The following is a 14,549-nucleotide window of genomic DNA, read 5'->3' as shown; positions in this document are numbered from 1 at the left end:
ATTCATATTATTATGTTTTTTTTGTTAAGGTTATTTCAAAACTTATCAAGTTTTATCATTAAATTGTATTTGTAACTGTAATAAAAGCTGTAATAAATTTTATTAAAAAGAATTTTGTCTTTTATGATTGTATCATTATATATGATCCCAAAAAGAAAAAGAGAGTCAATAAATCAATTTTATAGGATATAAAGTTATTTCTGTAAGTTGATTATTTTACTATAAGCTGTATAGTTTTTAAGAAGGATTAATGTTACAACATTATATTTTATTGCGTAATTTAATATTTCGCTTTATATTATTGCGAATAATCTTATTCTAGCTTTACACTAATCATTTATAAATATAATTTATGCAAAAAAAACGTCTTTCTTTGATTGTAGCTATTATGATCGTTATGGTTATAGTTATTATCTATTTTGCTAATCAACCTAGTACCATTATATTACAGGGTGAAGTTGAATCTAACCGTGTTGATGTCGCCGCTAGAGTACAAGGTCGAGTGATTCAATTTAATTATGATGTTGGGGATGATGTTAAAAAGGGGGATACGCTTCTTACTCTTTCAAGTCCTGCATTATTAGCTCAGCTTGCAACCGCTGAAGCACAATTAAATGTGGCAATAGCAAGTCGCGATACGACGTATAGTACTAGGCCAGAAACAATTGATGTGCAAAAGGCTCAATTAGATAAAGCAAAATCGGATTTAGCTTTAGCTCAAGCTAGTTATGACCGAATTAATCGTTTAGTCAAAAATGGAACGGTTTCAAAGCAAAACTATGATGAATCGTTTAATCAATATCAAGCAGCTGTCAAGGCTTATGAAGCAGCTAAAGCTAATCTGACATTGGCTGAAAATGGTAGTAGCATAGAACAGAAGAAATTAGCTGATACTCAAGTAGAACAATCAAAAGCTGCTTTAGCGCAAGTAAAAGCAGATGTTAATGAATTAACTTTGATTGCTCCTATTAGTGGTCAAATTACTACACGAGTTGCTGAAACAGGGCAGTTGTATAGCCTAGGAACTCCTCTTTATTCTATTATTGATTTAAACGATATTTGGTTTACTTTCAATATTCGCGAAGATTTATTAGGAAATATTAAAGTCGGTGATAAGTTTCAGGTAAAAGTTCCTGCATTAAATAATCAAGTTATTGATGTTAAAGTTACGGTATTAAATGCTTTAGGTCAATATGCTAATTGGCAGGCGACTAAGGCAACCGGTGACTTTGATCTAAAAACCTTTGAAATGCGTGCAAAACCAATCAATAAAGTGGCAGGTCTACGTCCAGGAATGAGTGTTACCACAAAATGGCAACCTCATTAACATAATTAATCTGGTCATCTTACGCAAAAGGACGGCATTCATGTCTAGTTCGCTATTACAAGTGATTAGATGGGAACTGAGTAAATTAGTGAAACAACGATTTTTGTTTTTACTAGTTTTTATCTACCCTTTATTATTTATTTTTTTATTTCTTTATATGTACCATGCCGGTGTTATTACTCAGGTACCTATTGCTGTTGTTGATCAAGACACAACTAAATCATCACGTTTATTAATTCAACAGGTAGCTGCTTCTCCACAATTACAGGTGGCTAAACGTTATCAAGATCTTTCCTCTGCTAAACATGCTTTGATTAAAGGGGATGTTTATGCAGTACTTTTTATTCAGCCTCAGTTTGAAAAGGATCTTATAGCTGGACGCCAACCTGAAGTAGTCGCTTTTTATAATAATCAATATATGTCTGCTGGCACCATTATTTTTCGGGCCATGAGCACAGCATTAAAAACAGCTAATAGTCAAATTGTATTGCAAGGATTATTAGAAAATGGAGTTGCTTTACCTGTTGCACAAAGTCAAATGAAAACGGTTCCAACTAATTTACATCCATTATTTAACCCAACATTAAATTACCTATATACATTAATGAGTGGTTTAATCCCTACCATTTTGCAGATTATTATTATGATAGCAATGGTTACTAGTATCACTCGTGATCGCTTTGACGGAACAAGCTACCAAAAAACATTACAATTAGCTAATTACAACATTTTTACTTTTTTAGTAGGGCGCATTACTCCTTATTTTAGTTATTTTTTATTTTGCCTAATTTTATTTGATAGCGTTTTAATCGCCTATTTTAATTTACCATTGAATGGATATTTGATGTTGCTTATATTCGGTGATATATGTTTTATCTTGACGTCATGTTTATATGGGATTTTTTTTGGGTTAACTGGTTCAACATTAGCGCAGGCATATGGTACTGCAAGTTTAGTTGCATCGCCTAGTTTTGGTTTTACAGGACTTATTTTCCCTCGTATTGCCATGAATACTTTTGCTTATGTTTGGGGGGCTTTATTACCCGTGACATGGTATATACAGATTCGCCTTGATCAAACACTCAGGGCACCAAATATGATGACTTCATTAGAACCATTTATTTATTTACTGATTCAATTCAGTATTGTATCAATGCTTATTATGCTTCATTTACGAAAAATTCGTAGGCGGTTAATATGATTAAATCTTTACTATTAATTTCCTATGATGAATTAAAGCGAATATTTCAAACCAAAGCGATACTTAGTGTTATGTTTTTGGGAATATTTATCTATTTCTTTTTTTATCCTCAACCTTATTTACATGAAGCGATACGTGATGTTCCTATCGCTGTTATTGACCAAGATAATACTAATTATAGCCGAGAGCTAGTTAGGCAGATTGATGCAAATAAATCTATTGAAACAGATTTGCACATTACAGATTTACAGACAGCTAAAAAACTGATTGAAGAACGCAAAATATATGGTGTAGTATTGATACCTTATCGTTTTCAGCAACATATTTTAGCGGGGAAAACGAGTACTGTTTTATATTATGGCGATGCTAGTTATATTTTGATTTATAGTAATGTGGCAACGGCTATTAATACTGTAGCTAGTAATTTTGGTGCTAAAATTTCGATTTCACGCAAAATAGCTCAAGGCGTTGATCCTGCTGTTGCAACAAGTAATGTTTCGCCTTTTAGCACTCAGCTGATTAGTTTATTTAACCCGCAATCTGGTTATGCAACTTATATTATTCCAGCTGCCTTTATTTTGATTTTATATCAAACATTACTTATTGGTAGCATATTGTGTCGTTTATTCAGCAAAAATTCTGATTTTGAAACAACATTTATTAATCAACAAAGTAATGCTACATCTTCAGCGCTATTGCTACTTTCAGGTAAATTGTTCACTTATTTAGTACTTTATTTGATCTATTTTATTATCTATACCGTATTTGCTAATTATTGGTATAACTTGCCACGCTTAGGTAATATCTTCGTTTCCTTGTCGTTTATTATTCCTTTTATTTTTTCTACGGCGTTATTAGGTAAAGTGGTATCACATTTTGTTCATACAGTTAGTGATGTTTTTTGTTTAATTATACCGTCAAGTATGATTATATTTTTTGTTACCGGACTATCTTGGCCAAAAGAATTGATGCCTTCGTTGTTCCAGTTAATTGATTATATATTTCCAGCAGTACCCGCTATTGTTGGTTCTGTAAAAATTAATCAAATGGGTGCAAGCTTTTCTGAGTTTAGTCAGCAATATTGGCATTTGTGGGTATTGACGATTATCTATTTTATTATCGCCTTTATTTTAGAAAAACGTTATATCAAGAAGACGTTTGTTATGGATGTTAATAAAAATGATTAATAATTTCTGTTAAAAAGTAATTCTTATTTTTATCTGACTAAAAATAATTATCAGTTTAGTATTAAAAATACTTTTAACTAAAGTGTGATTAGGAAGTTTTATAAACTGATGAGTATTTCATTTAATATAGTGCAAGGGACATTAGACGAACTTGATGATATATCATTACTTCTTTCTGAATATTGAGAATTTTATGGTATTAAAAGTTGTTATTCTGAATCAAAGAGATTCATTAGAGAAAGATTGATCAACAATGATTCAATAATTTTTCTTGCTTACGATAATAAAATAGCATGTGGTTTTACACAGCTATATTTTTCTTATCCTTCTTTATCCATATCACCAACTATAATTTTAAATGATTTATATATTATAAAAAGTTACAGAAGGCATAATGTTGCAACTCAATTAATGGAAAAAGTAAAAAATTTTGCAAGTAATTCTGGATATAGTGGCATTTTATTATGTGCATCAGTCGAAAATTACAAAGCAAGAGCTTTGTATGAAAAATTAAATTATAAAATTGATGATCAGTTTGTCTATTATTTTTTAAAACTACATGACGAATAATATAAAATTTCATTTGAGCAGGACTAATTAAGCATAGTCTTTAATGGCTATGTAGGGGGGATTAGTTTTTGTGTTGTACATTTTTTTATTTATTTTTTGGTAAAGGTTTAGTGTTTAAATTTATGATACATAGTTATAAGTATAAAAATTTTGCGTTGTTCTTGAAGGATAAATGGTAACACTATATCATAGCCAATCTTAAAGGCTTTATTCTCTAAAATAACAAATAATTGAGTCCTCATGTTAATTAATGCTAAAACTATTCTTGATAAATTAAACCCACATAATAAAGTAAATTACGATTCCGTTTTAAAAGAGGTGATTACTGATTGGCAATCGACAGCTGTTCGCCCCAAACTGTTGATTCATAGTTGCTGTGCTCCTTGTAGTACATATGTTTTAGAGTATTTAGCACAATATGCTGATATTACGATCTATTTTGCTAATTCTAATATTCATCCTCGTGTTGAATATGAATATCGTAGCGTGGTGCAACAAAAGTTTATTACTGATTTTAATCAAAAAACAGGCAATAACGTTCAGTTTTTAGAAGCTCCTTATCAGCCTGCTGAGTTTATTAAGCAAGTTGAACATTTACGAGATGCCCCAGAAGGGGGAGAACGGTGCCATCTCTGTTATAAAATGCGTTTAGATTTGGCTGCTATTAAAGCGCAAGAGTTGGGCTTTGACTATTTTGCCAGTGCATTAACATTAAGTCCTAAAAAAAACAGCCAAAAAATTAATGAACTAGGATTAGAAATTCAAGAAATTTTTTCGGTCAATTATCTGCCTTCTGATTTTAAAAAAAATAATGGCTATAAACGTTCTATCGAGCTTTGTAAAGAGTATGATGTTTATCGGCAGTGTTATTGTGGCTGTATTTTTGCCGCTAAAGCACAAGGTGTTGATTTAAAAAATGTGATAAAAATAGCTAAACAAGGATTAGCTAAAGAAATTTAAACAAGGATTTCCTGTGTTATCAATTTATCAATTAAAGCCGAAGTTTCAAGCACGACTACGTCCTTATGTTGATCGTCTTTATAAGGCTAATATTACAGCTAATCAAGTAACCTTGATTGCCTGTTTGGGATCTGTCATGATTGCTTTTATTGTTGGAATATTGGCATCATATCAATGGATTTTTTATCTTATTCCAATATGGATGTTTATCCGTATGGCACTCAATGCTATTGATGGTATGCTTGCAAGGGAATATCATCAAAAATCAAATTTAGGTGCTTATTTAAATGAAATTTGTGATGTAATTTCTGACAGTGTGCTATTGGTCACTTTTACACAACTTCAAGAAGTAAATAACAATTTAGTTATTTTTTTGGTTTTACTATCCATTTTAACGGAATATAGTGGCATTCTAGGTGTCATGATTGGAGCATCAAGGAGATATGATGGACCAATGGGTAAAAGTGATCGAGCCTTTGTCTTTGGGGTGATAAGTTTAGGTATTGCAACTTATTTATTACCTTTAATGTGGATTAATACGTTATTCTGGATCATCAGCTTTTTACTTATTTATACTGTCATTAACCGAGTTCGAAAAGGCATGCAAGAAACGCAAAAATAACGAGGAAAAATTATGCGTCAACAGCAACAAAAAAGTTTTATTAGCCATGATGGTTGTCGGTTGTTTTATCGCTATTGGCCTGCTACTGATAATAATAAAGGTCTTTCTAAAGCAATTGTTCTTTTTCATCGAGGGCATGAACATTCTGGGCGCATGGCTCACTTGGCTGACGAACTAGAACTACCTGATTATCAAATATTTGCTTGGGATGCTAGAGGAAATGGTCTATCGGAGGGTGATCGTGGTGATGCTCTCAATTTTGCAACGTTAATTAGAGATGCAAACTGTTTTATTGAACATATTAAACAAACTTATTCGCTTTGTTATGAAGATATTGCCATTATTGCCCAAAGTGTTGGGGCTGTCATTGCCTCGGCATGGGTACATGACTATGTGCCCAATATTCGTGCTTTGGTATTAGCTTCACCGGCCTTTAGTGTAAAATTATATGTACCATTAGCCATATCTGGTTTGAAATTGCTGTATAATTTAAAAGGTAATTTTTTCGTTAACAGCTATGTTAAACCTAAATTGTTGACGCACGACGTTGAACGTGCTGAATCATTTACTCAAGACCCATTGATTACTCGACCAATATCTGTTCGATTACTCCTTGATTTATATGAAGTGTCTGATCGTATTGTTAAAGATGCCAATGCCATTAATATTCCAACGCAATTATTAGTTTCAGGCTCGGATTATGTAGTAAAACGTAAACCGCAAAAACAATTTTATGACAATTTAGGTTCTGAACAAAAAGAGTTTCATGTGTTGCCTGGCTTTTATCATGATACTTTTGGTGAAAAAGAGCGAAAATTTGCAATCGATCGTGCAAGGCGATTTATTCTAGGATCTTTTGCCAATGAACCTAAAATTCAGTCATTTACTAATGCCGATATGCTTGGTTACACAAGACAAGAAGCAGATAATTTATCCTTACCGCCATCAGGTTGGATTAGACCTTTATATTGGAAATTTATTAAAGCTAGTTTAGCATACGCTAGCCGACTTTCGGATGGGATAAAATTGGGCACGACAATAGGGTTTGACTCGGGAGGCTCATTGGATTATGTCTATCGTAATGAACCGTCTGGTACCTCAAAACTAGGGCGTTTTTTAGATTATGTTTACTTACAATCTATCGGATGGAGAGGTATCCGTCAACGAAAGACACACCTTGAAGAACTGTTAAAACTCGCTATCAATCAACTTCACGAACAAAATAAGCCTGTCGATATTGTTGATATTGCTGCAGGGCATGGTCGTTATATTTTAGAAACGATTAACCAACTCGCTAATAAACCCAATTCGGTACTATTACGAGATTATAGTGATATTAACATACAAGATGGCCAAGCATTAATAGAGGAAAAAGGATTAACTGATATAGCCCGTTTTGAAAAAGGTGATGCTTTTAATCGTGAACAGCTAGCCCAATTATCACCACAACCAACATTAGCCGTTGTTTCGGGGTTATATGAATTATTTAGTGATAACCAGTTACTGCGTGCATCTTTGTCAGGTTTAGCTGATTCAATCGCTGAAGGTGGTTATTTAATTTATACTAATCAACCTTGGCACCCACAACTTGAATTTATAGCAAGAGCATTAACATCACATAGAGATGGACAACCTTGGATTATGCGCAGACGTACCCAACTTGAAATGGATCAACTTGTCGCAGACGCTGGGTTTAAAAAGATCACTATGCGTATTGATCAGTGGGGGATTTTTACCGTATCACTGGCTCAACGAATTAAATAATAAAGAATGTATGAGTTAAAATATTGTTTTAATAAGCTAACTGCTTATAAGTTAGCATGGTTAGTTGGTTTAACCGTTTTCTTTTTTACTAGCTATAATTTTGCTAATGAACTTACAGCGATGCGAAGTGATGTAGGCAGTTTAGTTTTTGAATGGGAACACTCAATACCTTTATGGCCTTGGACTATCATACCTTATTGGTCAATAGATCTTATGTATGGATTAGCTATTTTGTTGGCTAGTTCTTATCCTACTCTTAAAAGGCTTGGTTTTAGACTTTTATCTGCTCAGATTATTTGTATTTTTTGTTTTTTAATCTTTCCACTTAAATTTAGTTTTGAACGCCCACCATTAGACGGTTTTTCTGGAGTATTGTTTGATGTTTTAATGGGATTTGATAAGCCATTTAATCAAGCACCTTCATTACACATCACATTACTTATCATTTTATGGCAGTTTTATGTTAATTATTTACATACCAAGCTTGCTCGTTATATTTTGCATGTTTGGTGTCTCTTAATAGGCGTGTCAGTATTAACAACTTGGCAACACCATTTTTTTGATATTCCAACTGGATTATGGGTTGGCTGTTTTTGTATTTGGTTATGGCCAGATAACAACTTATCGCCATTAAAAAATAGACAACTAGCCAAACACTATGTTTGGGCTAGTATCTATTTTATATTATTTTTGTTATTTCTGAGTTTAGCAATCTACTTTAATGGATGGTGGCTTTGGTTGCTTTGGCTTTCTGCTTCCTTATTTTTGGTTTGTGTCAATTACTTATTTGTTGGTGCAATAGGATTTCAAAAGCAGACTAACGGACATTTTAATCTTGCCACTACGATTTTATATTTACCTTATTTTATAATCATGTGGATCAATTCACGATTATGGACATTTAAAAATGAATCAGCCGATTTAATTTATGATAATGTTTATTTAGGACGGATACCCTCTAACAATACATTACGAAAATATTCTTGTTTCTCGATTGTTGATCTGTGTGCTGAATTACCTATAGGATGTGTTTCTGGTAATTATTGCTCAATTCCTGTGTTAGATATGACACCACTAACTATTGAACAATGTCAGCAAGCCTCTAAAATGATTGAGCAGTATCATAAACAAGGAAATGTACTCGTTTGTTGTGCATTAGGTTATTCGCGTAGTGCAACAGCAGTAATTGCTTGGCTATTACTAACAAAAAGGGCTTCTAACCTTGATGATGCTATTACGAAAGTCAAGTCAAACCGTCATTCAGTCGTTATTACAACTAAACAACGTTTAATTTTATCAGATCTATTTTTACAAATACAAAAAGGAAACCTATGCTAGGTTATAACAAAACAAAATCACCTAAAATTATAAATCAAACTACACTGGTGATATTTTGTAGCTTATTGGAAATGAGTAAACAATTTTATATTTTTTCATTAGCTATAACGATAATAACATTATGTTTTGGATTGATAGCAAGTTGGTGGATAGGTTCATTGTTATGCGTTATTGGTTGTCTTATCTGCTTGTTGATGGGGTTAATTAGCAAATATTATGCCCTACGTATTGAATTTGATAAAAAGCTGTTTGATTATTTAGCCACTAATGTTGATCAGTTACCAAATAAATTAATGGAATTAGATGAGGCATTACAGCAATTAAATTTAATTAACACCAATCAATTCCCTACAAGATCGATTATTGAACGTCAAAAGGGAACAATAAAATTATTAAAAAAACAAATTTTTTGGTTTATTTTACAAATACTACTATTAGTTGGAATATTAATCAGTGGAATGATTCGTTTTGGTTAAATAGTTAACTTTATAATTGATTTAAGTTTATTATACTGCAAATGTAATTAAGGGGAAAACAATGTCTGATTATCAACGTGATACTTTATTATTGTTTGTGGGTATAGGTGTATTACTCATTATTGCATCAATAATAGGCTTACAACTAAAAAAACGTATGAAAAGCCCAAATAGTGTCATTGATAATTTAAATACTCGCATTAATTCATGGTGGGTAATGGTAGTAATCATTGGCATTGCATTTTTATTAGGTAAATTGGCGGTTATTTTTCTATTTTTCCTAGCATCATGTATTGCCCTGAGAGAATTTCTTACCTTAATTTCAGCTAATGGTTATGATAATTATGCTTTAATGTTTTCTTATTTTATTGCTTTGCCTTTACAATATATTTTAGTGGCTGTATCTTGGTACGGACTATTTAGTATTTTTATTCCTGTTTATGGTTTTTTGTTATTAGCTATTTTGGCAGCAATCACAGGCTCAACGCATAATTTTCTAGAAAGAACAGCTGAAGTTCAATGGGGATTAATGATTACTGTTTATAGTATCTCTTGCGTGCCAGCATTATTAGCATTAAACATTGAACATTACCAAGATCGTAATTTACTTTTGATTGCTTTTTTAGTCTTGGTTGTCGAACTTTCAGATGTCTTACAATATGTTTTTGGTAAATTATTTGGTAAACATCCTATTAGCCCAAATTTATCACCATCAAAAACCATTGAAGGTTTTATTGGGGGAGTGTTATCGGCAAGTTTAATTGGTGCTTGTTTATTTTGGATAACACCTTTTACTTTTATTCAATCGGGTTTGATTTCGTTGATGATTACTCTACTTGGATTTTTTGGAGGACTTGTCATGTCAGCAATAAAACGAGATAGAGGTATCAAAGATTGGGGAAAAATTATTGGTGGGCATGGTGGTGTGCTTGATCGTTTGGACTCTATCTGTTTTGCTGCACCAATTTTTTTTCATATTGTGCGATATTATTGGACATAACTTGTCTAAAATGCCAGTAATTAAAAGTATTGTATAAAAATCATAACTAAAAAAGAGAAAAATTATTTAATTTATGATATAAATAGAGTCATTGTATTAACGTTAAGATATAAATAAGGACTTTATTATGTTAAAAGAAGAAATGGTAGTAAAAAATTCAACTGGTCTTCATGCTCGCCCTGTTACGGCACTAGTTAAATTAGCTGGTCGTTATAAATCATCAATTGAACTTGTTTATAATGGTAAAGCAATCAAATTAAAAAGCATGATGGGTTTACTTGGTGCTGGCGTTAAAGGTGGTTCAACTGTTGAAATCATCTGTGATGGTGAAGACGAGCAAGCAGCAATGGACGAAATTCGTGAATTATTTGCTACTGGTTTTGGTGAGTAATTGCAACCTTAGTTTAGCTAATAATTATTTTTTAGATTTGATTCCGTCGACTTATGTCGACGGAATTGTTTTTTGAAAGGCGTAACTAGATACTTTTAAGTAGACCTAATTTAAAAAGATTAAATTAATCTTTAATTATTGAATTCAATTCGTTATGATCAATAGACGGCAACATTTTGGTAAAACCTTTAGTTAGATAAATTAAATAAATAAACCCAATTGCTAACCAAACCAAACCAACAATCATTGCAGTCGCATCAAGGCTTGTCCACAACCACAATGAAAGCAAAACGCCAATTGCAGGTAATAGTCCATACTTAAATAGCATTGATGCTGTTTTTGCATTATTACCACCAAGGTAGCTTTTGATCACACATAAATTGACAAAAGTAAAAGCTACTAATGCGCCAAAGCTTATCATTGAAACCACTAAACTAAGATCTAATACTAATGACAACAATGAAAAACAGGCAACAAAAATAATCGATAAATAAGGCGTTCTAAAACGTGGATGAATTTTATAAAAAATCTGTTTAGGTAGCACCCCTTCACGTCCCATTGCATAGAAAATCCGTGACACGCTAGTTTGCGCAGTCATTGCCGATGCAAAAACTCCCGTTAAGTAGGCTGCTTGGAAGAAATTATACATAAAATCACCGCCTAATTGGCTGATTTTACCAACTTGACGAACCACTTCTAAACTTGCAGTATCTTTGTTATCAGTAAAATCAGTCCACATTGGGTAAGCTAAGTGAGCACAATAAGAAACCACTAAAAAAATACAACCCGCAATTAACACAGTCCATATAATGGCTTTTGGTAGTGATTTTTGTGCATCATTAGACTCTTCGGCTAGGGTTGCAATAGCATCAAAGCCCAAAAAAGCAAGACACAATATTGCTGCTCCTGACATTAAACCACTAAAATCGCTGGCATTAACTTGCAATGGTTTCATCATTGCTTCAGGAGTTAAATCCACATTAGTTAAACTCAAAAATATAAATAACCCGATAAAAACCATTTGTACAATGATTAAGGTAAAGTTTACTGAATTAATCAGTTTTATACCAAGGTAATTTAAAAAGCTAACACTAATAAGCGAACCCAATACAAAAACATAAGCAGGAATGCTTGGAAATGCTTCATTAAGATAAATACCTAAAACCAAATAATTTAATATTGGCAAAAATAGGTAATCAAGGATTTGTGCCCAGCCCACCAAAAAACCAACTTTTCCACCAAAAGTACGTTGTACATAAGAATAAGCAGAACCTGCAATAGGTAGCTTATTTGCCATACGACAATAGCTTAATGCAGTGAAAAAAATCATAGCAAGGGTGATGATATAGGCTATAGGTAAGTGTCCATTACTGGCAACAGTGACTTCCCCATAAGTGGTAAAGATCCCTAAAGGAACCATATAAGCTAAACCAAATGCAATTAATGCAGGTGTGGTTAAAACTCGTTTCATTTTTATTGCGGACATGACTTACTTTGCTCCTCTGTCCCAAAAAACAATAAAAAACTACTAAGTATAGTTTTGCCTTTTTACCCGCTTAAAGCGGCAGGGAATTCTGACATATTATGATAATTATGCAAGTTAATTTTTAGTAAAATAGTACTAAAACGGGCGAATTATAAACTTTAAAATGTATTACTTGGTATTTCAGGGCGATTTAATTTAAATGAGATACTTAAAACATGATAAGTTTTAATTTTCATATTTGTGATCCAAATCTATTATTTTCTAAACAAAATAAATGTCAGCATAAATAAATTTTTGTATATTGAACATACAAAGCAAAATAAAATTAATTTATTTTGGATAGTTATCATTAATTAAAGAGAGTCTATTTATGCAGTCAATTCCTGTTTTATCGGTTGATTTGACTAGTGATGTTACTAATCAAAAATCTTCCGTTATTAATTTAATGGCTAAAGCTAGCCAAGTTTATTTAACAAATGTTAAAAGTTTTTTTGATGATGTGATGGCTCATGAGCAGGAAATGGAAACAGATATGTTACCAGATATTGCTTTGCCTCATGCCAAAAGTACAGCAGTTAATTCGCCATTTATTGTTGTCGGTAAATATATTGATGGCATAGTTTGGAATAATGATAATAAAGTCAAATTAGTAATTTTAATTGGTGCGCCAGAGCATGCTAATAAAGAACATCTATCTATTATTGCTAAATTAGCATCAAATTTAGCTGATGATGATTTTATTCAGGATTTACTTAACAGCGATATTCAATTTGTAGCTAATAAAATCAGAGGATTATATGAGTAAAAAAAAGATTGTTGCGATTTGTGCATGTACAGCTGGCATGGCGCATACTTATATTGCCAAACAAAAAATTGAAAATGAAGCCAAAAAACGTGGCTGGGATTATAAGGTTGAAACACAAGGTGCTGCTGGAATTGATAATCCATTAACCGAGCAAGATCTTAAAACTGCGGATGTTATTGTATTAGCTACCGATATTTCAATCGAAAATGCTGATAGACTGGAACCTTATAAAAATATCATTAAAGTTAGTACTGGTGAAGCTGTAAAAAATACCGTTACAATTTTTAATAATGCGGATCAAATATCAACCAAAGAGGTTAAAGATAGTATAGGTAAAGAAATATTTAGAGCGTTAAATACAGGTATCAGTAAATTTTTACCAGTCATCATCGCATCAGGAATACTTTTTTCAATTGTGTTAATGACAGGCGATGTTACTAATGGCGATATCTTACCAAGTAATCAATTTTTTGTCGATTTAAAACAGGTTGCACTATATGGTTTTGCCATGATGGTACCCGTACTAGCAGCCTATATGGCTTATTCCATTGGGGGGAATGCAGCTTTAGCGCCTGCATTTATTATGGGATATGTAGTGAATAATCCAATTGGTGCTAATCAAGTCAGCACTGGTTTTATTGGTGCAATGATATTTGGTATCTTAATTGGTTATTTTGTTAAATGGTTTAAAACGGTTAAAGTTCATCCTGTGATAGAGTCGATTATGCCAGTAATGATTATTCCAACAGTAACTTTATTGGTTATGGCTCCCATTTATATTTATGGCTTATCTTATCCTCTTGTTTGGTTTGTTAAAGCTATGGTGGCTACTTTAAAAGGTATGTCTGAGGTAAATGCAGCATTTCTAGGTATTGGCATTGGTATATTGGCCGCGTTAGATATGGGTGGACCATGTAGCAAGGCTGCCACAGCATTTACATTAGCGGCAATGGCGGAAGGCGTTTATTGCCCAAATGGTGTGTTTCGTATGTGCTGTGCTATTCCACCATTAGGATTAGCGGTGTCATCATTGATAGTATCAAGATCTAAATATACCAAAGAAGAAAAAAAATTTGGTATTACAGCGTTCTTTTTATCACTAGCAGGAATAACAGAAGGTGCTATTCCGTTTGCTGCCAAAGACCCTAAACGAGTTATCATTGCAATTGTGGTTGGTACGGCGATAGCAGGTATGCTAGGTATGCTAAATGGTATAGATTCGCTTGTTGCATTTGGTGGTTTAGTGGCATTAGGTGGAGTCACTAAAGGTGCAATGTGGTATGTCATTGACATGTTTATAGGTGCGCTTATTATCGCAGCTATTTTACATTTCACTAAAAAAACAGCTGTTGAGAGCGAAGTAAATACGGAAGTTGAATGATAACAGGTAATTACACTGGCAGTAACTGCCAGTGTAATGAT

Annotated in this window: 14 protein-coding genes; 13 read left to right on the top strand and 1 reads right to left on the bottom strand. The window is 32.7% G+C overall.

Features of this window, described 5'->3' with window-relative positions:
• Positions 1-352 precede the first annotated feature (352 nt).
• From GQ594_RS08310 to GQ594_RS08260, 11 genes are all read left to right on the top strand, one after another.
• Positions 353-1,327: an HlyD family secretion protein gene (locus tag GQ594_RS08310; protein WP_160412191.1), complete on the top strand. Its 975-nt coding sequence runs from the start codon at positions 353-355 to the stop codon at positions 1,325-1,327.
• A 40-nt stretch (positions 1,328-1,367) separates the two neighbouring features.
• On the top strand, positions 1,368-2,528 hold the full coding sequence (locus GQ594_RS08305; protein ID WP_160412189.1) for an ABC transporter permease: 1,161 nt from the start codon (positions 1,368-1,370) through the stop codon (positions 2,526-2,528).
• Positions 2,525-3,715, top strand: a complete 1,191-nt coding sequence (locus tag GQ594_RS08300; protein WP_160412187.1) for an ABC transporter permease — start codon at positions 2,525-2,527, stop codon at positions 3,713-3,715. The genes GQ594_RS08305 and GQ594_RS08300 overlap by 4 nt, the downstream gene beginning before the upstream one ends.
• Positions 3,716-3,958: 243 nt before the next feature.
• The gene (locus GQ594_RS08295; RefSeq protein WP_160412186.1) at positions 3,959-4,285 is read left to right on the top strand and encodes a GNAT family N-acetyltransferase; all 327 of its coding nucleotides are present in this window, start codon (positions 3,959-3,961) and stop codon (positions 4,283-4,285) included.
• A 240-nt stretch (positions 4,286-4,525) separates the two neighbouring features.
• Complete coding sequence (locus tag GQ594_RS08290; protein ID WP_160399703.1) at positions 4,526-5,245, top strand: epoxyqueuosine reductase QueH; 720 nt, start codon at positions 4,526-4,528, stop codon at positions 5,243-5,245.
• Positions 5,246-5,258: 13 nt separating this feature from the next.
• A complete protein-coding gene (locus GQ594_RS08285) occupies positions 5,259-5,867 on the top strand; it encodes a CDP-alcohol phosphatidyltransferase family protein (protein ID WP_160412184.1) in 609 nt (202 codons plus the stop codon).
• Positions 5,868-5,879: 12 nt separating this feature from the next.
• On the top strand, positions 5,880-7,631 hold the full coding sequence (locus GQ594_RS08280; RefSeq protein WP_160399705.1) for a bifunctional alpha/beta hydrolase/class I SAM-dependent methyltransferase: 1,752 nt from the start codon (positions 5,880-5,882) through the stop codon (positions 7,629-7,631).
• Positions 7,632-7,637: 6 nt separating this feature from the next.
• Positions 7,638-8,969, top strand: a complete 1,332-nt coding sequence (locus GQ594_RS08275; protein WP_160412182.1) for a phosphatase PAP2/dual specificity phosphatase family protein — start codon at positions 7,638-7,640, stop codon at positions 8,967-8,969.
• A gap of 71 nt (positions 8,970-9,040) precedes the next feature.
• Positions 9,041-9,445, top strand: a complete 405-nt coding sequence (locus tag GQ594_RS08270; RefSeq protein ID WP_160399707.1) for a hypothetical protein — start codon at positions 9,041-9,043, stop codon at positions 9,443-9,445.
• 61 nt (positions 9,446-9,506) lie between these two features.
• Positions 9,507-10,445, top strand: coding sequence for a phosphatidate cytidylyltransferase (locus tag GQ594_RS08265; protein WP_160412180.1), 939 nt, complete (start codon positions 9,507-9,509; stop codon positions 10,443-10,445).
• 127 nt (positions 10,446-10,572) lie between these two features.
• Entirely contained in the window at positions 10,573-10,836 is a 264-nt protein-coding gene (locus GQ594_RS08260) for an HPr family phosphocarrier protein (protein WP_160399709.1), read from the top strand.
• A 124-nt stretch (positions 10,837-10,960) separates the two neighbouring features.
• Here GQ594_RS08260 and GQ594_RS08255 read toward each other — a convergent pair whose 3' ends face one another.
• Positions 10,961-12,322, bottom strand: a complete 1,362-nt coding sequence (locus GQ594_RS08255) for an APC family permease (protein ID WP_160399710.1) — start codon at positions 12,320-12,322, stop codon at positions 10,961-10,963.
• A gap of 370 nt (positions 12,323-12,692) precedes the next feature.
• Here GQ594_RS08255 and GQ594_RS08250 point away from each other — a divergent pair, with 370 nt between their 5' ends.
• Positions 12,693-13,127, top strand: coding sequence for a PTS sugar transporter subunit IIA (locus tag GQ594_RS08250; protein WP_160399711.1), 435 nt, complete (start codon positions 12,693-12,695; stop codon positions 13,125-13,127).
• On the top strand, positions 13,120-14,508 hold the full coding sequence (locus tag GQ594_RS08245) for a PTS fructose transporter subunit IIC (RefSeq protein ID WP_160412178.1): 1,389 nt from the start codon (positions 13,120-13,122) through the stop codon (positions 14,506-14,508). Before GQ594_RS08250 ends, GQ594_RS08245 begins: the two co-directional genes overlap by 8 nt.
• Positions 14,509-14,549 lie beyond the last annotated feature (41 nt).

This window comes from Gilliamella sp. Pra-s52 (assembly GCF_009795805.1).
In the GTDB taxonomy this organism is placed as follows: Bacteria; Pseudomonadota; Gammaproteobacteria; order Enterobacterales; family Orbaceae; genus Gilliamella.
The sequence above is the reverse complement of the archived record's forward strand: the minus strand, read 5'-3'. Positions and strand labels throughout refer to the sequence as shown.